This window comes from Moraxella pluranimalium (assembly GCF_002014825.1).
Lineage (GTDB): Bacteria > Pseudomonadota > Gammaproteobacteria > Pseudomonadales > Moraxellaceae > Moraxella > Moraxella pluranimalium.
Genome location: NZ_MUYU01000026.1, coordinates 38,390 through 62,196 on the forward strand (window position 1 = coordinate 38,390; position 23,807 = coordinate 62,196).

Here is a 23,807-nt window from a genome sequence, read left to right on the forward strand (position 1 = left end):
TCTTGGGTGGCTTGGGATTTTTTATTTGTCAAAATCTTGGACAAAATCTTGTACAAAAGCTTGGGAATGATGGTTGTTTTGCTTGAAAAATCACCCCAAGCCATCATCTAGTTAGCACAACTGATTGCTCGAGAAAATTATGAATACGACCACCGAAGTCCCTGCGCTCAAAATCAGCGGACTGACCAAGACTTATAATAACGGCTTTACTGCACTCAAGGGGATTGATTTGACCGTGCCACAGGGCGGTTTTTTTGCGCTACTTGGGCCAAATGGCGCAGGCAAATCCACGACCATCGGTATCGTCAGCTCCCTATTTCGTCCGACGGCGGGCACGGTTGAGATTTTTGGGGTGGATTTGTTCAAAGAACCTGTCAAAGCCAAACAATTTTTGGGCGTCGTCCCCCAAGAGTTTAACTTTATGCAGTTTGAAAATGTCCAAGATATCCTGATTAATCAAGCAGGGTATTTTGGTATCCCTGCCCGTGATGCTCGCCCCCGTGCCGAAAAATTGCTCAAAGCATTGGGATTATGGGACAAAAAAGACACCAAAGCCCGTATGCTCTCCGGTGGGATGAAGCGCCGATTGATGATTGCTCGGGCTTTGATGCATAAGCCAAGACTGCTTATCTTAGATGAGCCGACCGCAGGCGTGGATATTGAGCTGCGCCGTTCGATGTGGGAATTTATGGAATACATCAACCAAGAAGAGCAGACCACCATCATTCTGACCACGCACTATCTTGAAGAAGCCGAACAGCTGTGCAAGCACATCGCCATCCTAGATAAGGGCGAGATTCGCATCAATACCGATATGAAAAGCCTGTTGGCAAGTCTTGATATCGAAAGCTTTATTTTGGATTTTGCTAAGCCGTTTGATGGTCAGATTACACTTAGTAATGTCGTCAAATTCCAACAAATCGATGAATACAGCCTTGAAGTGACACTCAAAAAAGGCGAAAGCCTAAACGATGTCTTTGCTCAGCTATCGACCCAAGGCGTGCAGATTGCCAGTATGCGTAATAAATCCAATCGCCTAGAAGAGCTGTTTATGAGCTTGGTTGAGAATAACTTGACCGAAAAACTCTCCAATGACTAACAATAATAACAAGAGTATCTTATGAATTTTGGCAAGCAGTGGGTGGCATTCACCACCATTTTAATCAAAGAAATCAAGCGTATTTTGCGTATTTGGCCACAGACGCTATTACCGCCTGTCATCACGATGACGCTGTATTTTGTGATTTTTGGGCAGATGATTGGCAGTCGTGTCGGTGAGATGGGTGGGGTGAGCTATATGCAGTTCATCGTGCCGGGTCTGATTATGATGGCGGTGATTACCAATAGCTACTCCAATGTGGTGTCGAGCTTTTTTAGTATGAAATTTCAAGGCAGTATCGAAGAGCTGCTGGTCTCGCCGGTGTCCAAGCATACGATTTTGTTCGGTTATGTGGCAGGCGGTGTGTTTCGTGGGCTTGCCATTGCGCTGATTGTTACCATTGTGGCGTTGTTCTTTACCAAGCTTGGTATCACGCATTTGGGTGTGATGCTGACGACTATTGTCGGTACATCGGTGCTGTTTAGTTTGGGCGGTCTGATTAATGCGGTGTTTGCTCGCTCGTTTGATGATATTTCCATCATTCCAAGCTTTGTACTGACGCCATTGACTTATCTTGGCGGGGTGTTTTATTCTTTGGAAAATTTGTCAGGATTTTGGCAGACTTTATCGCTACTAAACCCCATTGTCTATATGGTTAATGCCTTTCGCTATGGCATCTTGGGCTATTCTGATGTTAATGTTTGGTGGTCGTTGGTGGCGATTTTGGGCTTTTGTGTGGTGCTGTATGCGGTGTCGTATCGCTTACTTGCCAATGGCTCAAGACTGCGCCTGTAATGATGGATAAATCAGACGGCTAATTGAGCATATTTATTATATTTGATAACCAGTCAATAAAGATTAAGAGATAATTATGAGTATTCACGGTGTACTGGGCGAGAGTACCAGCTATCCCCAAAGTTATGATAACAGTATGCTATTTGCCATCAGCCGTACGCTTGGGCGAGATGAGATTTTGGCGAAGTCGGGCGTATCAGCAGAGCATCTGGTGGCAGGTGTCGATGTGTGGCAGGCGTTTGAGCTGTCATGGCTAAACCCACAAGGCATCTCAAAAGTCGCCATCGCTCGCATTCATATCCCTGCTGACTCGCCAAATATCGTCGAATCCAAGTCGCTCAAGCTGTACCTAAACAGTCTGAATTTCACCCAGTTTGATGATGTGGCGGCGGTCAAGCAGACCATTGAGCGTGATTTGACGGCGTGCGTGGGGGCGACGGTCACAGTTGAGATTGGTGCGCTAGATGGTACTGATTTTGCGGTGGTCGCACCGATGGGTGAGTGTATCGATACCGTGCTTGATGGGGGTGATGGACTCGCTGTGGTCGATGATGTGGATGCGTCGCTACTTGGCACGGCAGATGATGGCGTGATGCAGACCTATCAATTTCACACCAACTTACTACGCTCCAACTGCCCTGTGACCAATCAGCCAGACTGGGGCACGCTGTTGGTATCCATCACGACCGCCAAGCAGGTAGAGTATGCTAAGGTATTGGCTTATGTGCTGAGCTTTCGTAAGCATAATGGCTTTCATGAGCAGTGTGTTGAGCAGATTTTTGCTGACCTATTGACCGTCTATGCACCGACAAGTCTGATGGTACAAGCCAACTACACTCGCCGTGGTGGGATTGACATCAATCCTGTGCGTGTGCTGAATCATCCTGTGCCAAATATCGGGCGATTGGTGCGTCAGTAAAGTCAAAATTTTCGTACCAAAACAGGCGTGGGGTGTATAACGCACCATCAAAAATCAAATTGATGGTGCGCACCGTACACCATTAAAACTCTTCATAAAAAGTCAGGCATAATCCCTGCTCTCCATACATATCTTCTTCTAAAATAAAATGAAAAGACCTGTTTGGAAACAGTTCCTTTAACCGTCTATCCCAAAAATAATGAATAATTTTAGCAAATTCATCAAACAAAATATCGTTATCAAGTGCCTGTGAACTTGCCAGTAAATAAAAGCTACCCAACTCAAACATATTGGTATATTTTTGAATATCAGACTCACTCAAGCCAGCTATTTTTTGAGCTAAACTAAAATCTGGCTTAAACTCTTTATCGTAAGCAATATTGGCACTAAGATAAATTCTGTCATTTTATTCTATAAATTCGGGTGCAAACAGTCCAGCGCAGGCAATTAAAGATTCTAGATTGACATAGTTGGCAGCATAGTTGCTAAAATCTGTTAAGCATGGGTCACAGTCTGGATATTCTTTTAATAGATTAACATCTACCAAACTGTTATAAATCTTCATAACCATTCCCCTAATTTAATCTAAAGTAACGAAAAATTTTCATAGTCCAATAGGATATATACCACGCACCATCAAACAGCCAATAGATATTGTACCAAAAAACACCCCAAAAGCTGGCAGTTAAGTCCAGCTTTTGGGGTGTGGTTGATGGGGTTTTTACCCAAATCAGCTTAGCGATTAGAATTTTGCCAAGACTTCTTCAAGGTCTAGCATGACTTTTTCGCCATTGGCACGATTGACATATTCGTATTTGCCTTCGGCAAGATTGCGTTCAGAGACGACGATACGATGTGGGATACCGATGAGCTCAAGGTCGGCAAATTTCACCCCTGGACGCTCATCACGGTCATCTAGCAGTACATTGATGCCACGAGATTTGAGCGTTTGGTATAGCTCTTCGGCTTTTTGTTCGGCGACGCCATCTTTTGATTTCATCGGTACGATAGCGACATAAAACGGTGCGATGCTGTCGGCTTTGTCCTGTGGCTCTGCCCAGATGATGCCATTGTCATCATGGTTTTGTTCGATGGCGGCGGCGATGATACGGCTGACGCCAATGCCATAACAGCCCATCATCAAGGTAACAGGTTTGCCTTCTTTGCCCAGTACTGAGCAGTTTAGGGCTTTTGAATATTTATCACCCAGCTGGAAAATATGACCCACTTCGATACCACGCTTGATCGATAGCACGCCTTTGCCATCTGGTGATGGATCGCCATCGACGACATTGCGGATATCGACGACTTCGGTGATGGCAGCGTCACGCTCCCAGTTCATGCCGGTGGTGTGCTTGTGCTCGACATTTGCACCACTGACGAAATCAGATAAGGCGGCAGCGGCACGATCGACATAGACAGGAATGGTAAGATCCACGCTGATGTAGCCTTTAATCAGACCTGCGGCTTTGATTTCGTCTTCGGTTGCCATTGTCAGCGGTGCATGAACGGCGGCGATTTTTTCGGCTTTGATTTCGTTCAATGTGTGATCGCCGCGCAGCACCAGTGCCACAAGCTTTGGTGCATCAGGGTTGTCTTCGCTATGTGCACCTTTGACAATCAAGGTCTTGACCGTCTGAGTTAGTGCGATGCCCAAATGCTCTGCTACTGCTTCACAAGTTGGCATATTTGGCGTATCGACATCTTGGCGTGCTTGGCTTGGTGCTTGGCGGACATCGGTGCAGATGGCTTCGGCAAGCTCGACATTGGCAGCGTAGTCCGATTCGCTTGAGAATGCGATATCATCTTCACCACTGTCTGCTAGCACATGAAACTCATGCGATGCAAAGCCACCGATAGAGCCTGTATCTGCCTGTACCGCACGGAAATTTAGCCCAAGACGACTAAACACACGGCTATAGGCATCGTACATATCTTGATAAGTCTGGGCAAGCGACTCTTTGTCAATGTGGAAAGAATACGCATCTTTCATGGTAAATTCACGAGCACGCATCACCCCAAAGCGTGGGCGAATCTCATCACGGAATTTGGTCTGCACTTGATAAAAAGTAACCGGTAGTTGTTTGTAGCTCTTAAGCTCATTACGAGCGATGTCGGTGATGACTTCTTCGTGCGTCGGGCCAAGCACAAAATCACGCTGATGACGGTCCTTAAAGCGTAATAGCTCTGCGCCATAATCTTCCCAGCGGCCAGACTCATGCCACAGCTCACCCGGCTGTGTGACGGTCATAAGCAACTCTTGGCTACCGATGCCGTCCATCTCTTCACGCACGATACGCTCCACACGCTTAAGCACTCTTAGACCCATTGGCATCCATACATACAGACCTGATGCAAGCTTACGAATCAGACCGGCACGCACCATCAGCTGACTTGAGACGATGTCGGCATCGTTTGGCGTTTCTTTTAATGTGGCGAATAAAAATTGACTGGCTTTCATGGCTAACCTTATAAAATCTAATGATAATTAGTAAATATGGTAAATAATAAAATTTACAAAAGATAACCTGTCTATCTTACGGCAAAAAATGCCATTTATGCAACTAAATTTCCGCAATTTTTACACAATTTGTCAGGCTTTTGTGGTATTTTAATCTTAAACGATTGATTGGGTGAATACTGATGAAAATTTCCCAAAACAGACAAGTAGTCAATGCACTATTTTCTGTGGTGTTTGTGATGGTCTTGGTGGCAGTGCTTGCAATGGCAGGCTTTTGGCTGATGAATAAATCGGACAACTATGTCAGCACCATTACCAAAGACGGCATCGTCACCGAAATCCAAACGCTGTCACGACTACAGACGGTCGCTTATAGCGTCGATACCATCGTGACGGCGGACAAGGCAGGCACTTGGCAAAATCTGTGGCAGGATAAGCAAAAAGGGCTATTCATCATCAAAGGGCGAGTGCTGGCAGGTGTGGATTTGAGCGGTATCAGCGCCGAGATGGTGCAGCTTAGCCAAACCAAGAATGACAAAGGCGAGACGGTGGATGTGGTGCATATCACGCTACCGCCATCGCAGGTGTTTGAAGTGTTTTTGGATGACATCGAAGTCTATGACTGGCAAACAGGACTATTTGGCACGGTGGCAGGCGACCCCAAGCTATTTGCCCAAGTGCAGGCTGATGCCAAAGCAGAAGTGCTCGCCAAAGCCTGTCAAGGTGATGTGCTAAATCTTGCGATGACGAGTGCCGCCGAACAAATCAAGGGCTTATTTATGCTGACAGGCAGTGTGGTCGAAGTCACAACACAGGGCACAGGGGCGTGTCAGCTTGTCGCCAAACCATGAATAATCAGCCATCAACCGTGCTAAGTTGAGTTGATATTCTTAATTAATTAATAAAATAAACCTAAGTAAGATTTATGAAAAAAATCAAATACTGCGGACTGACCCGCAGCGAAGATATTCAGCAAGCGGTGGCGCTTGGCGTTGATGCCATTGGCCTGGTCTTTTATCCGCCAAGCCCTAGAGCGGTGAGCATTGAGCAGGCAAGACAGCTTGTGGCGCATATTCCTGCCTTTGTCAGCACGGTGGCGCTCGTGGTGAATATCAGCGATAATGCGCTACAGGATATTGCCAAGTCGGTGGCGTTTGATGTCATTCAGTTTCATGGTGATGAGTCGCCCGATGAGTGCAGACGACAAGCCATGCTTATCAATAAACGCTGGATAAAGGCACTGCGTATCGATGCCACACGCCATACGCCTGCGAGTATCACATCACTGATTGCGAAGTATCAGATGGCAGGGGCAAGCTCGATTTTGCTTGATGCCTATCATGCCGATAAATTTGGCGGTACGGGCGAGCGATTTGACTGGTCGCTGATTCCTGCTGATTCGCCTTTGCCGATTATCCTAGCAGGGGGTTTGACACCAGATAATGTCGCCATGACGGTAAATTTGCCCATCTATGCACTTGATGTCAGCGGTGGTATTGAATCTGCCAAGGGTATTAAAGATGCGGATAAGATGGCAAAGTTTGCAAAAAATATCAAATAATTTTTAAAAAATGACTTGCACTTTGGTTGTGTATTCGTTATTATCTAGCTTTCATTTTATAGATTTATTAATAAGGTTATCGCTCATGAATTGCCATCAGCACCATCAAACTCAAGCTTTCTGCATGGTCAGAGAGTATCTTTGGTGACGCTTGCTTTCACGATAATCGCATATCTTTTAACACACCCCTTCGCATTTCTCAATTTTACCAGTCAGTTGATTGCATAAAGTCCGTTTTGCTTTGTGCGGATTCTGATTGTCCAAAAATCCATACGCAGTACGATAGTCAAGATTTGGCTAATGTTATCACTATTCACATCGGTATTTTGCCAAAACAACATGGCACAAATCGATGGCAACATAATTCCACTATAAAATTTGACACATTATCAAGTTAATGAATTTTTTTAATTTTATAAGGAGCAATTATGTTTGTAGATGGTAGTTTGATTGCCAATTATTTTATCATTGGCTTAATGGTGCTGATTTTGGCATCGTTCATTGCAGGATATATTGATGCAGTCGCAGGTGGTGCAGGATTGATTTTGGTGCCTGCATTTATGCTTGTAGGTTTGCCACCGCAGATGGCATTAGGTCAGGAAAAATTGGTCAGCACAATTGGCACTGTTGCCGCTATTAAGAATTTTATCAAAGCCAAATCCATCATCTGGAAGATTGTACCGATTGGTATCGTCTCGGCTTTGATTGGTGCATTTTTGGGTGCAAAGGCGATTTTGGTATTTCCAAGCCATGTGATTGAGTATATAATTTTTGCTTTATTGCCTGTAGGCTTGCTTGCAACTTTATTTAAGGGTAAGATAGCTAAGAATGACCAAAAGCAAGAAATTAAAAAGTCAGCAGTGGCTGTTTTTGTGACTTGCTTGATTGTGGGATTTTATGATGGCTTTTTTGGACCCGGTACAGGCAGTATTTTTATTATTGCACTTTATCTAATTAATTCATTGTCATTATTACAAGCGTCCGCCACATCAAAAATTTTTAATTTTTCGTCTAATATCGGTGCGTTTGTGGCATTTGCATTGGCTGGCAAAATGGCATATATGATTGGCATACCGATGGTTTTGGCGAACTTGCTTGGCAATCATTTGGGTAGCTTGCACGCCATTAAATCCGATGGGGCAATCATCAAAAAGGTGCTGATTATCACAGTGGTGTTGATGATGGCGACTTTGGTTTATCAATTTATTTTTTAATCAGACAAGATAGGGGATTTTATGAACATCATCGTAACAGGGGCGACGGCAGGATTTGGCGAACAGATTGCCCGTGATTTTGTGGCGGCAGGGCATATCGTCTATGGTACAGGCAGACGCATGGATAAGCTAGATGCTTTGCGCGCTGAGCTTGGTGAGCGATTTGTGCCGCTATGCTTTGATGTGTCAGATACTAAAGCGGTGCAGGCAAGCTTATCAGCGATTGATTTGGCGAGCATTGATGTATTGGTGAATAATGCAGGTCTTGCTTTGGGGCTTGAGCCTGCTCATCGAGCGGATTTGGGTGATTGGCAGACGATGATTGATGTCAATATCAAGGGACTGGTGACAGTGACGCAGATTGTGCTACCGTTTATGGTGGCAAATAATGCCGGTACAGTGATTAATATTGGCTCAACGGCGGGTAATCATCCGTATTTTGGTGCCAATGTTTATGGTGCAAGTAAGGCATTTGTCAAGCAGTTTAGCAATAATCTGCGCGCTGATTTGATTGGCACTCGAGTGCGTGTGACCAATATCGAACCAGGAATGTGCGGCGGTACAGAGTTTAGTAATGTCCGCTTTAAGGGTGATGATGATAAAGCGGCAGCCGTCTATACAGGTGTGGAATTTTTGACCGCCAAAGATATTAGCAATACTGTACAATGGGTGGTCTCTCAGCCATGGCACGTCAATATCAACTCGATTGAGATGATGCCGACGGCACAGGCTTATGCAGGTTTGGCAGTGGCTCGAGATATTTAATTTTCTTTTAATGATAAGGCAAATGTAATGACAGATGTAGTGAATTATAATAACTATCCTGATGCTGATGGGCATTTTGGTGTGCATGGTGGCCGTTTTGTGTCTGAGACTTTGATGAAAGCCTTAGAAGAGCTGGAAGTCTTGTATCATCAAGCCAAAGCCAATCCTGAATTTTGGGCGCAGTTTATGGCGGATTTGACCGATTATGTGGGTCGTCCGACACCGCTGTATCATGCTCGCCGTCTGTCGGATGAGATTGGTGGGGCGCAGATTTATTTTAAGCGTGAAGATTTGAACCACACAGGCGCGCACAAAGTAAATAACACCATCGGTCAAGCACTACTTGCCAAAATGAGTGGCAAAAAACGCATCATCGCCGAAACTGGTGCAGGTCAGCATGGCGTAGCGACGGCGACGATTGCGGCACGATTGGGGCTTGAATGTATCGTCTATATGGGTGCTGATGATGTCGAACGCCAAAAGATGAATGTCTATCGGATGCGTCTTTTGGGTGCAACTGTCGTGCCTGTGACCAGTGGATCTCGCACGCTCAAAGATGCGATGAATGAAGCGATGCGTGATTGGGTCGCCAATGTCGATAGTACCTATTATATCATCGGCACAGTAGCAGGGCCGCATCCGTATCCGCTACTGGTGCGTGATTTTCAGGCGATCATCGGTCGTGAAGCTCGTGTCCAGCATCTAGAAAAAACAGGCAAACTGCCTGATGCACTCGTGGCGTGCGTTGGTGGCGGTAGTAATGCCATTGGTCTGTTTTATGATTTCTTAAACGACACTGAAGTGGCGATGTATGGTGTTGAAGCCAATGGCCTAGGTATCGATACACCGCATCATGCCGCACCGCTACAAGCAGGTCGCATCGGTGTGCTGCATGGCAATCGTACCTATCTGATGTGTGATGACGAAGGGCAAATCCTAGGTACGCACTCGATCTCAGCAGGGCTGGATTATCCAGGTGTTGGCCCTGAGCATAGTTTTTTAAAGGACATGAACCGTGTGAACTATGTCGGTGCAACCGATGAAGAAGCCTTGCACGCATTTCGTGAAGTCACCCGCAAAGAAGGCATCATCCCAGCGCTCGAAAGCTCGCACGCAGTGGCATACGGCATGAAGCTGGCTGCAACGATGCGTCCTGATCAGTCCATCATCGTCAATATGTCAGGTCGTGGTGATAAAGATCTGCACACGGTAATGAAAGTTGATGGGATTGATGTGGATTGATCGGCTTTACGATTAATATAGTTTGGATAACATAGATTAGATTGGAATAATAATGAAAACCCGTATCGAAACAACCTTTGAAAATCTCAAAGCCCAAAATAAAAAAGCCCTAATTCCCTATATCATGGCAGGTGATCCACACCCCTTGGTGACGGTGGATTTGATGCACAAGCTTGTGGCGCATGGGGCGGACATCATCGAAGTTGGCTTGCCATTTAGCGATCCGATGGCAGATGGTCCTGTGATTGCTCACGCTGCTGAGCGCGCCTTGGCAGCAGGCACAAGCACCCGTGATGCCATCGAGATGGTGCGAGAATTTCGTAAGACCAACACCGCCACACCTGTGCTTGTGATGGGCTATCTAAACCCTGTTGAAATCATTGGCTATGATGCCTTTAGCGATCTATGTGCTGATGCTGGTGTGGATGCGATTTTGATGGTGGATCTGCCACCAAAAGAAGCAGGCGATTTTCCAAAGAAACTCACCGCACGCACTGATAATCCAATGAATCAAATTTTCCTGCTGTCACCGACCACTGAAGCGGCTCGCCGCGCCAAAGTGATTGAGGACTGTAGCGGATTTATCTATTATGTCTCGCTAAAAGGCGTCACAGGCTCAGCGAGTCTAGATGTGGCAGCGGTCTCTGAACAAGTCCAAAAAATCAAAGCCGAAACTGACATCCCTGTGTGTGTCGGCTTTGGTATTCGTGATGGCGCATCTGCCAAGGCGTTGGGTGCGGTGGCAGATGGGGTGATTGTCGGCAGTGAGCTTGTTAAAAACTTTGCCAATATCGATGCATCCGATGAGCAAGCAGTTGCCGCCGCCATTGATCAGCTACTTGCCAAGATGGATGAGCTAAAATCGGCACTGGCAGAAGTGTAATCGATTTATTCAGCTTGTCTGAGCTATCAAAAGATGGTTGATTGTGTGATTTTTGCAAATTTACCCAAAAATTTACCATCTTTTGCAAAATCACTTTGCCAAAATCGATTTACAAGTGTAAACTATATGACAATCATTGGGTGCGCCCAATTTGACACTATAGTAAAAAGGAAAATCACATGAGCCAAAGCGAAACTGCCACCGAGCCAACCATCTGGCTAAAGCGCGCTGTCCCTGGTATCAAGCAAACCACTGTACCGACTTTGACAGCGGTAGAGACTGAGCCATCGACTGAGTGCCCTGAGTGCCATTCTCTGACCACTAATACAGCACTGATTTTGAATCAATATGTTTGCCCTGAGTGCGACCATCATCTGACCATGACGGCTCGTAAGCGTCTAGAATGGTTCTTTGATAGCGTGGATGCTGAGCTTGGTCAAGAGTTCACCACAGGCAATCCGCTGAATTTCGTTGATTCTAAGCCGTATCCTGAGCGTATGAAAGAAGCGCAGACCAAGACAGGTGAGTCTGAGGGCTTAGTGGTGATGGCAGGTAAACTTAAGAATCTGGATGTCATTGCTTGTGCGTTTGATTTTCGCTTTATGGGCGGTTCGATGGGCTCAGTGGTGGGTGATCGATTTGTCCAAGCTGCCGAAAAAGCCTTGGCAGAGCGTAAGCCACTGGTCTGTTTTGCTGCATCAGGTGGTGCGCGTATGCAAGAGGGCTTATTATCTCTCATGCAGATGGCTCGCACCAGTGCTGCGATTGAGCGTCTAAGATTGGCTGGCGTGCCTTATGTGGTGATCCTAACCAATCCTGTTTATGGCGGGGTGACAGCAAGTCTTGCCATGCTTGGTGATGTACATATCGCTGAGCCTAAGGCGATGATTGGCTTTGCAGGTAAGCGAGTGATCGAACAGACGGTGCGTGAAGTGCTTGATGAGCCGTTCCAGCGTGCTGAATTTTTGCTCGAAAAAGGCACGGTGGATATGGTGGTGCATCGTCATCAGCTGATTGATACCACGCATCGCATTTTGGCAAAATTATCCAAAGCCGCTGCATAAGCTTAGCAATACAACACCCAAGACCGATGGTTTTGGGTGTTTTGTTGTGTTTGGGCGAGGATAAGTTTACAATATGCCAAAATTTTTGGAAAAATTCACATGAGCGCAAAAAATCTTAGCCAATGGCTCACCTATATGGGCAGTATCCATGTATCCGCCATCGATATGGGGCTTGAGCGGGTATTGCCAGTTGCCAAGCGATTGGGTGTGTTAAAGGCAGATTTAAAAAAGAAGCCAACGATCTTTACTGTCGCAGGCACTAATGGCAAAGGCTCAACCACAGCGACCATCGCCGCCATCTGCCAAAGTGCGGGGCTAAAGACTGCATTGTATCAATCACCGCATTTGGTATCATTCACTGAGCGAGTGCGGATTGATGGCATTGAGGCGAGTGATGAGGCGTTGATTTTGGCATTTGAAGCGGTGGAGTCGGCTCGTCTGGCTGAGGGCTTGTCATTGTCGTTTTTTGAGATGACGACTTTGGCGGCATTTTGGCTGTTCAAGCAGGCAGACTGTGATGTTTGGGTGCTTGAGATTGGGCTAGGCGGACGATTGGATGTGGTCAATATCATCGATCCTGATGTGGCGGTGATTACCAACATTGGCATCGATCATGTGGATTGGCTGGGTGATGATATCGAAAAAATCGGTGCCGAAAAAGCCGGTATCATCCGTGATGGTATCCCTGTGATTTTGGGCGATGATGTCATGCCTGATAGTGTGCACAAGGTTGCGGCGGCGCACGATGCCCAAGTGTATCAGTTTGGCAAGGATTTTACTTATACGCTAGGTGCTGATACTGGTGCTGATGACTGGATTTATAGCAGTGCATCACTGACAGCACGACTGCCTGTGCCAAAGCTATCACTACATAATGCGGTCAATGCGGTGAGTGCGATTTTGGCAAGTGATTTGCCGATTACGACGGTGCAGATTGCTGATGGCTTATCCAAAGTGGCATTGGCAGGGCGATTTGACCAACGGGTCATCAATCAGCGTCAGTGGATTTTTGATGTTGCGCATAATGAAGATGGTATTAAATTTTTATTAAAACAGCTTACGATAGCATGGCAACAACACCTAGCCAAGCACCCTGATGCCAAGCTGTATTTCTTATTCTCGATGCTTGGGGATAAGGATGTCTCCGCCGTACTTAAGCAAATCGAGCAGGCGACAGCCGATGGACTGCTACCATTTGCACACTGGCATACGGCAGCCATCAGCCATGAGCGGGCGATGGATATCGAGACGCTGACTGCCATCATGCAGGCGTGTGTGCCTGATATTGATATGGTGGTGTATGAGAATTTGGATGCGGCGACTTTTGGGGTGATTGACAGTAGCTCGGCTGTGGATTTGATTGTGGCGTTTGGGTCGTTTCATACCATTGGTGAGAGCTTGGTGGCACTGCTTGGCAGACCGTATTGATGCAACTTATGCGTTTTTGTAAGCAATTGTTTGATTTTGGCATACAAATAAAAATCAGTCACATTTAGCCATTGACAATATTGCTTAAAAGGTATATTTTTAACTGTTATTTTGACAATTGCCCAATGACGATAGGTCGGGTATTGTAAATTGGTTTAATGGGGTATGTAATGATTTCAAAACAGGTGTTATTAGGCATCTCTTTGGTATTAGGTGGTAGTGTTGTTTTTTATGCCTTGGCAAAAAATGATAATCAAGCCGAGCAGGATACTGCTGCCCAAGTTGCAAAAACCAATCAAGTGGCAAAGCCGGTTGTTCAGCCATTGACTGCTGATGTGGCAACCGAAGAAAAGCTACTTGCCCAAAAACAAAAAGAGCGTGAGGCACACACCGAACAGCTGCAAAAACATACCGAACAGCTACTTGCTGAGCAAGAAAAAGCCCGTCAAAATGCCATCAACAAAGCCAATGCTGAGGCAAATGGCACTACGGCTGAAACTGTACCAACAACTGGCACATCAGCATCACAAAGCGAGCTGATTGCGGCGCCGACGGTACAAACTCGACCTGAAGCCATCGAAGCTGCTCGCAAGGCTGAAGAGGCTAAGCTGGCTGCTGAGGCTGCCAAAAAAGCCGAGCAAGCTCAATTGCTTGCATCAAGCACCACCCAAAAGACCGAACAGGCTAAGGCCGATACAGCCAAAGCTGAGGCTGCAAAAAAAGCGGAAGCGGATAAGCAGGCTGAGGCCGCCAAAAAAGCAGAAGCTGCTAAAAAGGCAGAAGCCGCCAAGAAAGCCGAACAAGCCAAAAAAGCTGAGGCTGCCAAAGCTGAGCAAGCCAAAAAACCAGCCAAAGGCGGACAATATCAGGTCAAAAGCGGTGATAGCCTATCGGCAATTGCAAGCCGCCATGGTGTCTCAGCGGCAGCATTGGCTCAAGCCAATGGTATGTCCACAACAGATATGTTAAAAGAAGGCCGTGTACTTGTCCTACCTGCCAATGCCAAAGCGGTTAAGCAAACACAGCCTGCCAAGCAAACCGAACAAAGCAAAAAAACCGACACCAAAAAAGAAACCAAACAAAGTGCTAAGCAAGAGGCAAAAACCGAAAAAAAGACGGATAAGCAAGCCGCTGCCAAAAACACCCAAAATCCACAAATGTCAGGCAGATATACCGTGCAAGTCGCCATCAGCCCTGACAAAGCCAAAGTGGATGCTGTGGTCAAGCAGTACAAAGCTGCTGGCTATAAGGTAACCACGACCAATACCAGCAAAGGCGTGCGTGTCGTCGTCGGTAACGAAAAGACCGCCGAAGGAGCAAAGGCACTGCGTAATAAGATTAACAGTGATAGCCGTGTCAATTCTAACGGTGCATTTATCCATCAAGTCCAATAATCCCAAGCTATTTGCGCAAAAGCACGGTGTTTGCCGTGCTTTTTGTTATTTTTGAGAGTGAGTTATGAGTATTTGGCAAATCGGCTTGGCACTGCTTGCCGTGATGATTATCCTATGGCTATGTCGCCCAAAATCCAAGAAAATCAAAGGCGACGATATGCCCGTCTGGCCCTTTGAGCCGATGCCTTTGATGACTGATAGCGAAGTGTTATTTTATAAAAAATTAAAAATGGCATTGCCAGAGTTTCATCTGTTTGGGCAAGTGCAGCTATCTCGAATGATTGAGCCGACCGAAGATGTGGCGGACGAACGCCAATTTTGGTTCAATCGTGTCTGTCGCCAAAGCGTAGATTATGCGCTGGTCGATGACGACTTGCAGACGGTGCTGGCTGCCATTGAGCTCGATGATTGGACACATGAGAGCAAGGCTCGCCAAAAACAAGATGCCAAAAAAGACAAGGCGCTCGCCAGTGCGGGCATTCCGATTATCCGCTTTCATGCCGAAAAAATGCCATCAGCACAGATGATTCGCCAAGAAGTGCTTGATGTGTTGCGTGCATATCGATAAGCACATGATGACTGTGCGGTCTGATTTTTGACTTGGCTGTGATGGCGTGGCTTGGCATACTAAGTGGCTAATGAGATGAATATTATCAATAAAAATTAGCACAATTGATAATACAGATTAAAGGAATATGCAATGACAACTTACCAAACCATCACAACAGCCATCAGCCAAGATGTGATGACCATCACGCTCAATCGCCCCGAGAAGAAAAACGCCCTAAGCTTTGTGATGATGGATGAGCTGATTCATCTTGCCAAAACCTTAAAAAAGAACAAAACGCTCAAGGCGGTGATGATTACCGGTAGTGGTAGTGATTTTTGTTCGGGACTGGATTTGGCGGATTTAAATAATTCTAAAAATCTGCTCAACGCATCTTATCAGCTGATTAAACCTACGCCAAGCAAATTTCAACAAGTTTGCCTAATTTGGCAAAGCTTGCCGATGCCTGTGATTGCCGTGATTCAAGGCGTCTGTGTCGGCGGTGGTCTGCAATTGGCACTGGGTGCGGATATTCGCATCGCCCATCCTGATGCGAGATTCTCGGTGCTAGAAGCCAAATGGGGCTTGGTGGCTGATATGGGCATCACGCATACGGCACGTGCGATTGCTAAAGATAAGCTTGCTAAGCTTGCGATGACTGCTGAGATTGTCGATGCCAAGACAGCGCTTGATGATGGGCTTGTGACGATGATTGATGATGAGCCGTCAGCAAGGGCAAATCAGCTGATTGCTGATATCAGTAGCCGTTCGTCTGATGCGGTGCTCGCTGCCAAGCGTGTTATCCATGCTCGTACGCCGATGAATTATCTGACGCTGTATCAAGAAAAGCTGTGGCAAATCCGCCTAATGCTCGGCTATAACCGCAAGCTTGCCATCAAAAAAGCCAAGGATAATACGGTGCAATTTGTTAAACGGCAGTTTGGGTAAGAGTTATCAATTAAAAAGCCCTTTGTTGCAAAGGGCTTTGGTGTATTATTTTCTTGGTTTGGTTTTGCTGTACGCGTTTTTGGCTTTGTTATAATAAAAAGTCTCGGTTTTATCCACTCGGCGGATATTTTGATATTCTTCATCAATCGGCATTTCGCCATAGTAATGTACTTGAATGGGGAAATATTTTGAGGCGTCGTTGATGACTTTGAGGGTGCTGTCGAAAGAGTAATGAAGTGGGTTGTTTTTTCCTGTATATCCTTCACTATCCCCGCCAGCGTCAGCAACTGTGATGTATCGAATGTAGTCATCTTCTGACAGCAATATAGCATCCCAAGCTGCAAAGTCAATACCTTGATGTGAACCAGAAACACGAAAAATTGAACCAGTTAGTCCATTGCCAAGTAATTGAATGTTGTTCGCAATATCGTCTATGCTCAGATGAAATCTGCCATGGCTTCCTGAGGAAATATCATCCTTCTTATTTTGACTAACTAATTGATATCTACCATCTGGCAGATCCTTGAAAATAAAGAAATCCGCATAAGCAATACAGCCAGTGCAATCGAACAAAGTTCCACTTTCAAGAACATCCACTTTTTCAATGATAACCAAATATCGATCTTCACCATTATGGTTTTGGTAGCTGACTACTGGATGCATCAAGGCAGTGGTATATGTTGAATCATTCCTGACGAACAAATTATCATTCAGTCCGATGTGTGGATATCTAAGTAAATCCTCATCATCTAGATAAACTTGCATCATCTTACCTGCATATAGCCCACGCATGACATCTTTAAACTCTAGACTGTCAATGGTGGTTTTTGCCATCTTTTTGGCAGAAAAATTGGATGCGACTGCAGGCGTGCTGATGGCTGTCAGACCTGTTAGGGTGATGGCAGTGGCGAGTAGTAATTTCTTTAACATTGATAATATCCTGCTGATGATGGATTACTTGGATTTGCGATATTCATTCTTGGCTTTGTGATAATAATAAGTCACGGCTTTATTTTTGACTTTGCGGATTTTTTGGCGATGATTGTCATCAGGCATTTCACCGGTGTAATATACTTTGATGGGGTAATATTCTGAACCATCTTCAATCACTTCAAAAGTACTTGAGTAATCATAGGATAATGGGCTTGTCATCTCACCATCACCGCCTGGATCCATACCAGTGGCATCTGCGATGGTGACGGTTTTGATGTAATCATTTTCTGATAATAAAATACCAAACCATGAAGAGAAAGATGTCCCACCATGAGCGGCACCAACTTCAAAAACAGCACCCATCTGATTGCGACCCAGTGGGCGTATGTCTTCTTTTAGTTCTTCCATGTCCAAGCCGAGCTGACCATAACTCCCACCAAAGGATAGCTCCGATTTGCTACGGCTGACCAATTGAAACTGTCCATTGACTAATGACTTAAAGATAAATAGCTCAGCAGGTGCAGACTCTGCGAATGCACCCGAAAGGCGATTTCCTTCTGAAATTGGTGCTTTTTCGATTAGTATTAAATAGCGTGTTTCACCTTGTTGATTCTGATAGCTGATGATAGGGTGCATCAATGCTAATAACTCATCGCCATTTTCTGACCGCTCCATTAAACCAATATGCGGATATTTTAACAGTTCTTCATCTTCGACATAAACCTGTGTCATCTTACCTGCATATAGCCCGCGCATGACGTCTTTAAACTCTAGACTATCAATGGTGGTTTTTGCCATTTGATTGCTTGAAAATTGCTTAGTGGATGATTTGGCTGTTGCAGGCGTGGCGATAAGCATTAAGCTTGATAGGGCTAAGCATACCGAGAGAAAAACAGGTTTCATTGAACAATCCATTTGTAAGTGATTAAATATAATTTACATGAATGATTAACCAATTGCAAGTATAATCATAAAAAACCGCCCAAAGCTAGGCTTGAGCGGTTCGGATGAATTACCAATCACGCAGGCAGCGGCGGTGGCAACTCGTCATCAGCAGGGGTGGTTGGTGTGCTTGTCACACTTGGCACTTCATGCTGATACTCTTTTGGCTCTCGTGGCTCTTCGCCTGCCATGATTTGCAAGAACTGCTCACGGTCGATGGTTTCCCACTTCATCAGTGCATCCACCATAGCGTGCATCTTGTCATGATTGTCATCAATCAGCTTGTACGCCACATCATACTGCGCTTCTAGGATATGACGGATCTCGTCATCGACTTTTTGCTGAGTGGCTTCTGAGATGGTGCGAGTGCTACCACCAAAATAACCACCATGTTCTTCGGCTTCATAGACCATCACGCCCATTGCATCCGACATACCATAGCGAGTGACCATCGCACGAGCCATCTTGGTGGCACGCTCAAAGTCATTGGATGCACCGGTTGATTTGCGATCCACAAAAATCTCTTCAGCGATACGACCGCCGAACAAGATTGAGATTTCGTTCAGCATCTTATCTTTATAATTGCTCACCTGATCTTGCTCAGGCAGCTGCCAAGTCACACCCAGCGCCCAGCCGCGTGGCATGATGGTGACCTTGTGCACAGGGTCAGTACCTGGTAGTAGCTCAGCGACTAGGGCATGACCGGCTTCATGATAAGCGGTGGCACGGCGCTCTTCTTCACGCAATACCATTGATTTGCGTTCAGGGCCCATGTATAGCTTGTCTTTGGCGTCTTCAAAGTCGTTCATATCGACACTTGGTTTGTTGCGACGAGCAGCAAATAGCGCAGCTTCATTCACCAAGTTGGCAAGCTGTGCACCGCTAAATCCAGGCGTACCACGAGCTAGAGCATTGACATCGACACCGATGGTAGATGGTAATTTTTTCAGATGAACATTCAAAATCTGCTCACGGCCTTTGATGTCAGGTAAGCCAACAGAGACTTGACGGTCAAAGCGACCAGGACGGAGCAAAGCTTTATCCAGTACATCGACACGGTTGGTCGCTGCGATGACGATAACGCCATCATTGCCTTCAAAGCCGTCCATCTCAACCAAAAGTTGGTTCAGCGTCTGCTCACGCTCATCATGACCGCCACCCATGCCGCTGCCACGATGACGACCGACAGCATCAATCTCATCAATAAAGATAATGCATGGTGCATTTTTCTTGGCTTGATCAAACATATCACGGACACGCGATGCACCGACACCGACGAACATCTCAACAAAATCTGAGCCAGAGATGGAGAAAAATGGCACTTTGGCTTCACCAGCGATGGCTTTGGCAAGCAATGTCTTACCGGTACCTGGTGGGCCAACCATCAGTACGCCACGTGGAATGGTCGCACCAAGCTTAGTAAATTTACTTGGATCTTTTAGGAAATCGACAATCTCAGCGACTTCTTGCTTGGATTCTTCGACACCAGCAACATCATCAAAGGTGACTTTGATTTGGTCTTCAGACAGCATTTTGGCTTTTGATTTACCAAAGCTCATCGGGTTGCGACCACCCATGCCGCCACCGCCTGCACCGCCACCCATGCCACGCATGAATAGCCAAAACAGACCAACAATCAGCAGGATAGGAAATGCCGCCATGAGTAATTGCATACCCACGCCTTGACGCTCAGGGGCAGTGCCTTCGACTTCGACTTTGTGTTCACGCAGTAGCGGCATCAGCTGATCATCTGTCACATCAGGTCGAATGGTCTCAAATTCTTTGCCATTGACCTTGGTGCCAGTGATTTCTTCACCGTTAATCTTCACATCTTTGATTTCGCCTTGTGATACTGCTGTCACAAATGCCGAATAATTCATGGTGTCAGCATCAGCATTGCCATTATCTAGATTGCTAAAAATCGCAACCACGATGCCAATGATGACAAGCCATAATAAGGTATTCTTTACCATATCGTTCAAACTTTTCTCATCCCACTAAAGTATGCTTTGCATCAGCGTTTGGGTATTTGGTATCAAACCTTGTATCCAACTATGTCGTTGATGCGAAGCGTTATGTCTATTTTGTCTTATATGTAGATAATTGACCAGTTTTTCAAGCCAAAGACTGTCATTAGTTTATTTAATCGCCACCCAAAACATCTCTTTTGAGCGGGGGCGCGATGCAGCAGGCTTGATGCTTTTGATTTTGCTAAATTGCTTTTGCATTTGGGCTCGCAATTCTTGAGAGCCTTCACCTTGGAAAACTTTCATGATGAGTGCACCGCCTTCTGGCAATACCTTTAGGGCAAAATCCACCGCAAGCTCACACAGATACATCATGCGTGGCTGATCGACCGCTGCCATGCCTGATGTGTTCGGCGCCATATCAGACAGCACGACATCGACTTTGCGACCGCCGACTTCGTCCATGATTTGGTTAAATACCGCTTCTTCACGAAAATCACCTTGGATAAAGGTGACATTCTCAAGCGTATCCATCGGCAAAATATCCGATGCAATCAGCACGCCATTATCACCGACAAGCTGACCTGCCACCTGCGACCAACTGCCCGGCGCAGAGCCAAGATCGACGACAGTCATGCCTTTTTTGATGAGATTGGTTTTTTCGTTAATCTCAAGCAGTTTATAGGCGGCACGGGCACGATAGCCTTCTTTCCATGCTTTTTGGACATAAAAATCATCCAAATGTTCTTTCATCCAACTGCGACTGGATTTGGAGAGTTTTTTGTTTTTAATGCGAGTTGCCATGGGACTTGTAATGTATCTAAAAATGTTGAATATGACCCATTAGTTTAGCATAAAATATCAGTAGCTGTCTGTGTTTGTGTTTGCTGATGTGTTATTTTTTATGACGGATGCTTAAAACTGTTTGTGAATTTCAACATTCATGCTTACATCTTCGGTGTCAAAGGCAAAATGATTGCTATCCACACGCTCATAATCAATGTTTAGACTGGGTGTATAACCACGAAAATTTATGCGTTTATGCTTGATTTGATGTGATGTATGATACCGCCAATCTTGTCTTTTGATGTTAAAAATATCATCACCATCATAACTGCGATGATTGATACCAAAATGATGCGTCAAGTGCAAAGGTTGCCATGAATGTGATACGCCAAACGCAACCCCATAATCTTGATAGCTTTCGCTTGGCTCTTGGGTGTTTTGCGTGTGATGATTGATGCTTATCCAGTGGTTTGGTTTATATATACCAGTAGAAAAATTAAATGAATTGCCATCCAAAAATGTGCGTTCTTGGTGCTTAATTTGGCTTGCTGTCCCAAAAAATCCAAGCATGGTTTTGGGATTGGATTGATGTTGATACCAAAACTGCACACCCAAGCTGTCAGAATAAGGCTTGGTTGCATACCAGCGTTTTTGATAAAACGGTGTTGTGCCAATGGTGGTTTGACTATCTTGATAAATAATACCACCACCAATCAAGGCATGAATATCATCAAATTGATGCTTGTTATAATATTTAATGTTTAGAGTTGCTTGACTTTGGAAGGATAAATTTTTGTAAAAATTATCTGTTTTATTTGCCAAAAATGTTGCTTGAGCACCATAGGCGGTAATAGGGGTGCTTAGTTGCCATCCTTGATAATTGGTTAGTTTTGGTGCATTATTGATATTGGTGTCATGCAATAGACCGCCATTCATGGAGAGCTGCCAAGCTTGCTGCTTGTTAATAAATTTTTTATCTTGGATTAGACTGTGTTTAAAATCGGGATTGTGAATTGTTGGGTCTGCTAATAGTTTGGCAAGTATGCGTTCAGCACGAGTGTATTGTTTATCAAAAGTCAAAGCTTGCATCAGTAGCAATGAGACTTGGTTGTACTCAGGGTGAACGTGTAGAATATTTTCAAAGTGCGTGATTGCTTGCTTATATGAGCCGTCTTGCATGGCGAGCAAGCCTAGACTGTAGTGATAAATCACTGGGTTGATAATATTATCACTGACAAGTAGGGTGCTCAGCAGGCGAATGTCATCAATTCTGTTTTGTTCAATTGCTTGCACAAGAAACATCTCAAGCAGTGCTGGGTTTTGTTGCAGGTCTGCTTCGCTCAACTGCAAGGCATCTTTTGGTGCTTGATTGGACGGGCTGATGTTGTCCGCATGGCTTGATGTTGATAAATAAGCCATTGTTATTAACAAAATATTAATAAATATTCTCATATTTACTTCTCAACCCACAAAAAACAAAATCCCCAAGCGTCAACTTAGGGATTTTAAGGTTATTGCATTACTTTTTTGCACCATACGCACCACTGACTGACCCTGCGGTATTTTTATAAGTACCGCCCAGTTCTGCAGCATTGTTGCCATAGAAATAACCATTGGTGCTGACACCATTTTTGCTACCGCTGAATTGGCTACCTGAAATTGTTCCTGCAAGAGCAACTTCACCGCTAGCGGCTTTGATTGTACCAGCAACAGTTTTGTTGCCGTAGTCAACAGTGAAGTTTGCGTCAGGCATGCTAATTGCACCGTTGGCAACATGAGTCGCAAAGCCTTTATAGGTTGCAGTACCTGTTGTTGGCATATTGGTGGTTACAGTACCTTGTGAGAATAGAGCAGGTGTGCCGTTGCCTTCTTTGATATAACCAAATCGTGAATTTGCAAGAAAGGCACTACCAGAGCCAATACGGGTGATATTGTTAGAGGCTAAATTGCTAGACTTTTGCGCTTAAATTCGCCAAAATCTGTTTTTTTGTTCTGCAAACAAATTATCCGAATTTTTGCACACAATGCGATTTCGCACCACTTGCAACGCATTGCGTCTCACACAAACCTTGTTAATAGGAAAGATTGAAAATGGATTTACGCAAATTAAAAAAACTGATTGATTTGGTTGAAGAATCAGGTATTGCCGAGATTGAAGTAACCGAAGGCGAAGAAAAAGTTCGCATTACGCGCACCGTGGCTGCGCCAGCACCTGCTCAAACCATTTATGCGACTGCGCCAATGGCTGCACCTGTTGCGCCTGCCCCTGCACCCGTAGCGGCTGCGCCTGTTGCTGCGGCGGCTGCACCGTCAGCCCCTGCTGCGCGTGATTTGAGCCAAGCGCAAAAATCGCCTATGGTTGGCACGTTCTACCGCGCACCAAGCCCAAGCGCACCTGCGTTTGTGGAAGTGGGCGCAACGGTTAAAGCAGGCGACACGCTGTGCATTATTGAAGCCATGAAATTGATGAATGAAATTGAAGCCGAAAAATCAGGCGTGATTAAAGAAATTTTGGTGGAAAACGGTCAGCCTGTGGAATTTGGCGAACCTTTGTTTATTATTGAATAATACGTTTCAGGCTGCCTGAACATTCATAACCCATAAAATAAGGAAACAAGATGAACATTCAAAATCCGCAAATTCAATCATACGATTTTCTGCGTGGAATGTATGATGACGGCTATTTTCCCAATTTTTTGGTTGATAAATCCCCGCGTGATTGGTAAAATTATTTTTCAGGCTGCCTGAATTTTTCAGGCTGCCTGAAAAGAAATTTATTTAGTAAAATCAAAGGATAATTTATGTTTAATAAGTTAAAAATCGGCACATTATTATTGCTGACATTAACGGCTTGTTCGC

General features: G+C 45.3%; 24 protein-coding genes. 16 read left to right on the plus strand and 8 right to left on the minus strand.

What is annotated here, in order from left to right; genetic code table 11:
* Window positions 1–139 precede the first annotated feature (139 nt).
* The 3 genes from B0680_RS09245 to queF all read left to right on the plus strand — a co-directional run bounded on the left by B0680_RS09245 (window position 140) and on the right by queF (window position 2,813).
* Window positions 140–1,099 (plus strand): ABC transporter ATP-binding protein, encoded by a 960-nt coding sequence (locus B0680_RS09245; RefSeq protein WP_078254810.1) that lies wholly within the window; start codon window positions 140–142, stop codon window positions 1,097–1,099.
* A 21-nt stretch (window positions 1,100–1,120) separates the two neighbouring features.
* Window positions 1,121–1,894 carry an ABC transporter permease gene (locus tag B0680_RS09250; protein ID WP_078254811.1) on the plus strand — a complete coding sequence of 258 codons (774 nt, stop codon included), beginning with the start codon at window positions 1,121–1,123 and terminating at the stop codon, window positions 1,892–1,894.
* A gap of 76 nt (window positions 1,895–1,970) precedes the next feature.
* Window positions 1,971–2,813, plus strand: coding sequence for an NADPH-dependent 7-cyano-7-deazaguanine reductase QueF (queF, locus tag B0680_RS09255; protein WP_078254812.1), 843 nt, complete (start codon window positions 1,971–1,973; stop codon window positions 2,811–2,813).
* An 82-nt stretch (window positions 2,814–2,895) separates the two neighbouring features.
* Here the strand turns inward: queF and B0680_RS09260 are convergent, their stop codons facing one another.
* Together B0680_RS09260 and B0680_RS09265 are read right to left on the minus strand one after the other, a co-directional pair.
* The gene (locus B0680_RS09260) at window positions 2,896–3,135 is read right to left on the minus strand and encodes a hypothetical protein (RefSeq protein WP_143821410.1); all 240 of its coding nucleotides are present in this window, start codon (window positions 3,133–3,135) and stop codon (window positions 2,896–2,898) included.
* Window positions 3,136–3,555: 420 nt separating this feature from the next.
* Window positions 3,556–5,274, minus strand: a complete 1,719-nt coding sequence (locus tag B0680_RS09265) for a proline--tRNA ligase (RefSeq protein ID WP_078254814.1) — start codon at window positions 5,272–5,274, stop codon at window positions 3,556–3,558.
* Window positions 5,275–5,456: 182 nt separating this feature from the next.
* Here B0680_RS09265 and B0680_RS09270 point away from each other — a divergent pair, with 182 nt between their 5' ends.
* The 11 genes from B0680_RS09270 to B0680_RS09320 all read left to right on the plus strand — a co-directional run bounded on the left by B0680_RS09270 (window position 5,457) and on the right by B0680_RS09320 (window position 16,320).
* On the plus strand, window positions 5,457–6,125 hold the full coding sequence (locus B0680_RS09270; protein WP_078254815.1) for a DUF4230 domain-containing protein: 669 nt from the start codon (window positions 5,457–5,459) through the stop codon (window positions 6,123–6,125).
* 74 nt (window positions 6,126–6,199) lie between these two features.
* A complete protein-coding gene (locus tag B0680_RS09275; RefSeq protein ID WP_078254816.1) occupies window positions 6,200–6,835 on the plus strand; it encodes a phosphoribosylanthranilate isomerase in 636 nt (211 codons plus the stop codon).
* A gap of 428 nt (window positions 6,836–7,263) precedes the next feature.
* Window positions 7,264–8,049 carry a sulfite exporter TauE/SafE family protein gene (locus B0680_RS09280; RefSeq protein ID WP_078254817.1) on the plus strand — a complete coding sequence of 262 codons (786 nt, stop codon included), beginning with the start codon at window positions 7,264–7,266 and terminating at the stop codon, window positions 8,047–8,049.
* Between the two features lie 21 nt (window positions 8,050–8,070).
* Window positions 8,071–8,814 carry an SDR family NAD(P)-dependent oxidoreductase gene (locus B0680_RS09285; protein ID WP_078254818.1) on the plus strand — a complete coding sequence of 248 codons (744 nt, stop codon included), beginning with the start codon at window positions 8,071–8,073 and terminating at the stop codon, window positions 8,812–8,814.
* Window positions 8,815–8,841: 27 nt separating this feature from the next.
* The gene (gene trpB / locus B0680_RS09290; protein WP_078254819.1) at window positions 8,842–10,056 is read left to right on the plus strand and encodes a tryptophan synthase subunit beta; all 1,215 of its coding nucleotides are present in this window, start codon (window positions 8,842–8,844) and stop codon (window positions 10,054–10,056) included.
* Window positions 10,057–10,108: 52 nt separating this feature from the next.
* Window positions 10,109–10,939: a tryptophan synthase subunit alpha gene (gene trpA / locus B0680_RS09295; protein ID WP_078254820.1), complete on the plus strand. Its 831-nt coding sequence runs from the start codon at window positions 10,109–10,111 to the stop codon at window positions 10,937–10,939.
* 179 nt (window positions 10,940–11,118) lie between these two features.
* A complete protein-coding gene (accD, locus tag B0680_RS09300; protein ID WP_078254821.1) occupies window positions 11,119–12,003 on the plus strand; it encodes an acetyl-CoA carboxylase, carboxyltransferase subunit beta in 885 nt (294 codons plus the stop codon).
* Between the two features lie 99 nt (window positions 12,004–12,102).
* Window positions 12,103–13,431, plus strand: a complete 1,329-nt coding sequence (locus tag B0680_RS09305; protein WP_211271271.1) for a bifunctional folylpolyglutamate synthase/dihydrofolate synthase — start codon at window positions 12,103–12,105, stop codon at window positions 13,429–13,431.
* 170 nt (window positions 13,432–13,601) lie between these two features.
* A complete protein-coding gene (locus B0680_RS09310; protein WP_078254822.1) occupies window positions 13,602–14,825 on the plus strand; it encodes a LysM peptidoglycan-binding domain-containing protein in 1,224 nt (407 codons plus the stop codon).
* A gap of 64 nt (window positions 14,826–14,889) precedes the next feature.
* Complete coding sequence (locus B0680_RS09315) at window positions 14,890–15,393, plus strand: DUF2726 domain-containing protein (protein ID WP_078254823.1); 504 nt, start codon at window positions 14,890–14,892, stop codon at window positions 15,391–15,393.
* Between the two features lie 132 nt (window positions 15,394–15,525).
* Window positions 15,526–16,320 (plus strand): crotonase/enoyl-CoA hydratase family protein, encoded by a 795-nt coding sequence (locus B0680_RS09320; RefSeq protein ID WP_078254824.1) that lies wholly within the window; start codon window positions 15,526–15,528, stop codon window positions 16,318–16,320.
* Between the two features lie 45 nt (window positions 16,321–16,365).
* Here B0680_RS09320 and B0680_RS09325 read toward each other — a convergent pair whose 3' ends face one another.
* The 6 genes from B0680_RS09325 to B0680_RS09350 form a co-directional block, all read right to left on the minus strand.
* A complete protein-coding gene (locus B0680_RS09325; protein WP_078254825.1) occupies window positions 16,366–17,250 on the minus strand; it encodes a hypothetical protein in 885 nt (294 codons plus the stop codon).
* 24 nt (window positions 17,251–17,274) lie between these two features.
* Entirely contained in the window at window positions 17,275–18,156 is an 882-nt protein-coding gene (locus tag B0680_RS09330) for a hypothetical protein (RefSeq protein ID WP_078254826.1), read from the minus strand.
* 116 nt (window positions 18,157–18,272) lie between these two features.
* On the minus strand, window positions 18,273–20,168 hold the full coding sequence (gene ftsH, locus B0680_RS09335; protein WP_078254827.1) for an ATP-dependent zinc metalloprotease FtsH: 1,896 nt from the start codon (window positions 20,166–20,168) through the stop codon (window positions 18,273–18,275).
* Between the two features lie 165 nt (window positions 20,169–20,333).
* Window positions 20,334–20,966 (minus strand): RlmE family RNA methyltransferase, encoded by a 633-nt coding sequence (locus B0680_RS09340; protein ID WP_078254828.1) that lies wholly within the window; start codon window positions 20,964–20,966, stop codon window positions 20,334–20,336.
* A 111-nt stretch (window positions 20,967–21,077) separates the two neighbouring features.
* Window positions 21,078–22,367 carry a surface lipoprotein assembly modifier gene (locus B0680_RS09345; RefSeq protein ID WP_158078322.1) on the minus strand — a complete coding sequence of 430 codons (1,290 nt, stop codon included), beginning with the start codon at window positions 22,365–22,367 and terminating at the stop codon, window positions 21,078–21,080.
* A 100-nt stretch (window positions 22,368–22,467) separates the two neighbouring features.
* On the minus strand, window positions 22,468–22,767 hold the full coding sequence (locus B0680_RS09350; protein WP_158078323.1) for a transferrin-binding protein-like solute binding protein: 300 nt from the start codon (window positions 22,765–22,767) through the stop codon (window positions 22,468–22,470).
* A gap of 272 nt (window positions 22,768–23,039) precedes the next feature.
* Here B0680_RS09350 and accB point away from each other — a divergent pair, with 272 nt between their 5' ends.
* Both accB and B0680_RS10955 read left to right on the plus strand, forming a co-directional pair.
* On the plus strand, window positions 23,040–23,516 hold the full coding sequence (gene accB, locus B0680_RS09355) for an acetyl-CoA carboxylase biotin carboxyl carrier protein (RefSeq protein WP_025288853.1): 477 nt from the start codon (window positions 23,040–23,042) through the stop codon (window positions 23,514–23,516).
* Window positions 23,517–23,566: 50 nt separating this feature from the next.
* On the plus strand, window positions 23,567–23,674 hold the full coding sequence (locus B0680_RS10955; RefSeq protein WP_228143791.1) for a DUF5713 family protein: 108 nt from the start codon (window positions 23,567–23,569) through the stop codon (window positions 23,672–23,674).
* The last annotated feature ends 133 nt before the right edge of the window (window positions 23,675–23,807 follow it).

What these genes read in the sequence shown, in the direction of transcription:
- B0680_RS09315 (WP_078254823.1), top strand. Translation starts at nt 14,890, where the DNA reads ATGAGTATTTGGCAAATCGGCTTGGCACTGCTTGCCGTGATGATTATC.
- B0680_RS09265 (WP_078254814.1), bottom strand. Translation starts at nt 5,274, where the DNA reads ATGAAAGCCAGTCAATTTTTATTCGCCACATTAAAAGAAACGCCAAAC.
- accB (WP_025288853.1), top strand. Translation starts at nt 23,040, where the DNA reads ATGGATTTACGCAAATTAAAAAAACTGATTGATTTGGTTGAAGAATCA.
- trpA (WP_078254820.1), top strand. Translation starts at nt 10,109, where the DNA reads ATGAAAACCCGTATCGAAACAACCTTTGAAAATCTCAAAGCCCAAAAT.
- B0680_RS09270 (WP_078254815.1), top strand. Translation starts at nt 5,457, where the DNA reads ATGAAAATTTCCCAAAACAGACAAGTAGTCAATGCACTATTTTCTGTG.
- B0680_RS09330 (WP_078254826.1), bottom strand. Translation starts at nt 18,156, where the DNA reads ATGAAACCTGTTTTTCTCTCGGTATGCTTAGCCCTATCAAGCTTAATG.
- B0680_RS09325 (WP_078254825.1), bottom strand. Translation starts at nt 17,250, where the DNA reads ATGTTAAAGAAATTACTACTCGCCACTGCCATCACCCTAACAGGTCTG.
- B0680_RS09310 (WP_078254822.1), top strand. Translation starts at nt 13,602, where the DNA reads ATGATTTCAAAACAGGTGTTATTAGGCATCTCTTTGGTATTAGGTGGT.
- B0680_RS10955 (WP_228143791.1), top strand. Translation starts at nt 23,567, where the DNA reads ATGAACATTCAAAATCCGCAAATTCAATCATACGATTTTCTGCGTGGA.
- B0680_RS09275 (WP_078254816.1), top strand. Translation starts at nt 6,200, where the DNA reads ATGAAAAAAATCAAATACTGCGGACTGACCCGCAGCGAAGATATTCAG.
- B0680_RS09345 (WP_158078322.1), bottom strand. Translation starts at nt 22,367, where the DNA reads ATGGCTTATTTATCAACATCAAGCCATGCGGACAACATCAGCCCGTCC.
- ftsH (WP_078254827.1), bottom strand. Translation starts at nt 20,168, where the DNA reads ATGGTAAAGAATACCTTATTATGGCTTGTCATCATTGGCATCGTGGTT.
- B0680_RS09340 (WP_078254828.1), bottom strand. Translation starts at nt 20,966, where the DNA reads ATGGCAACTCGCATTAAAAACAAAAAACTCTCCAAATCCAGTCGCAGT.
- B0680_RS09305 (WP_211271271.1), top strand. Translation starts at nt 12,103, where the DNA reads ATGAGCGCAAAAAATCTTAGCCAATGGCTCACCTATATGGGCAGTATC.
- B0680_RS09320 (WP_078254824.1), top strand. Translation starts at nt 15,526, where the DNA reads ATGACAACTTACCAAACCATCACAACAGCCATCAGCCAAGATGTGATG.
- B0680_RS09280 (WP_078254817.1), top strand. Translation starts at nt 7,264, where the DNA reads ATGTTTGTAGATGGTAGTTTGATTGCCAATTATTTTATCATTGGCTTA.
- B0680_RS09245 (WP_078254810.1), top strand. Translation starts at nt 140, where the DNA reads ATGAATACGACCACCGAAGTCCCTGCGCTCAAAATCAGCGGACTGACC.
- B0680_RS09285 (WP_078254818.1), top strand. Translation starts at nt 8,071, where the DNA reads ATGAACATCATCGTAACAGGGGCGACGGCAGGATTTGGCGAACAGATT.
- queF (WP_078254812.1), top strand. Translation starts at nt 1,971, where the DNA reads ATGAGTATTCACGGTGTACTGGGCGAGAGTACCAGCTATCCCCAAAGT.
- B0680_RS09350 (WP_158078323.1), bottom strand. Translation starts at nt 22,767, where the DNA reads ATGCCAACAACAGGTACTGCAACCTATAAAGGCTTTGCGACTCATGTT.
- accD (WP_078254821.1), top strand. Translation starts at nt 11,119, where the DNA reads ATGAGCCAAAGCGAAACTGCCACCGAGCCAACCATCTGGCTAAAGCGC.
- trpB (WP_078254819.1), top strand. Translation starts at nt 8,842, where the DNA reads ATGACAGATGTAGTGAATTATAATAACTATCCTGATGCTGATGGGCAT.
- B0680_RS09250 (WP_078254811.1), top strand. Translation starts at nt 1,121, where the DNA reads ATGAATTTTGGCAAGCAGTGGGTGGCATTCACCACCATTTTAATCAAA.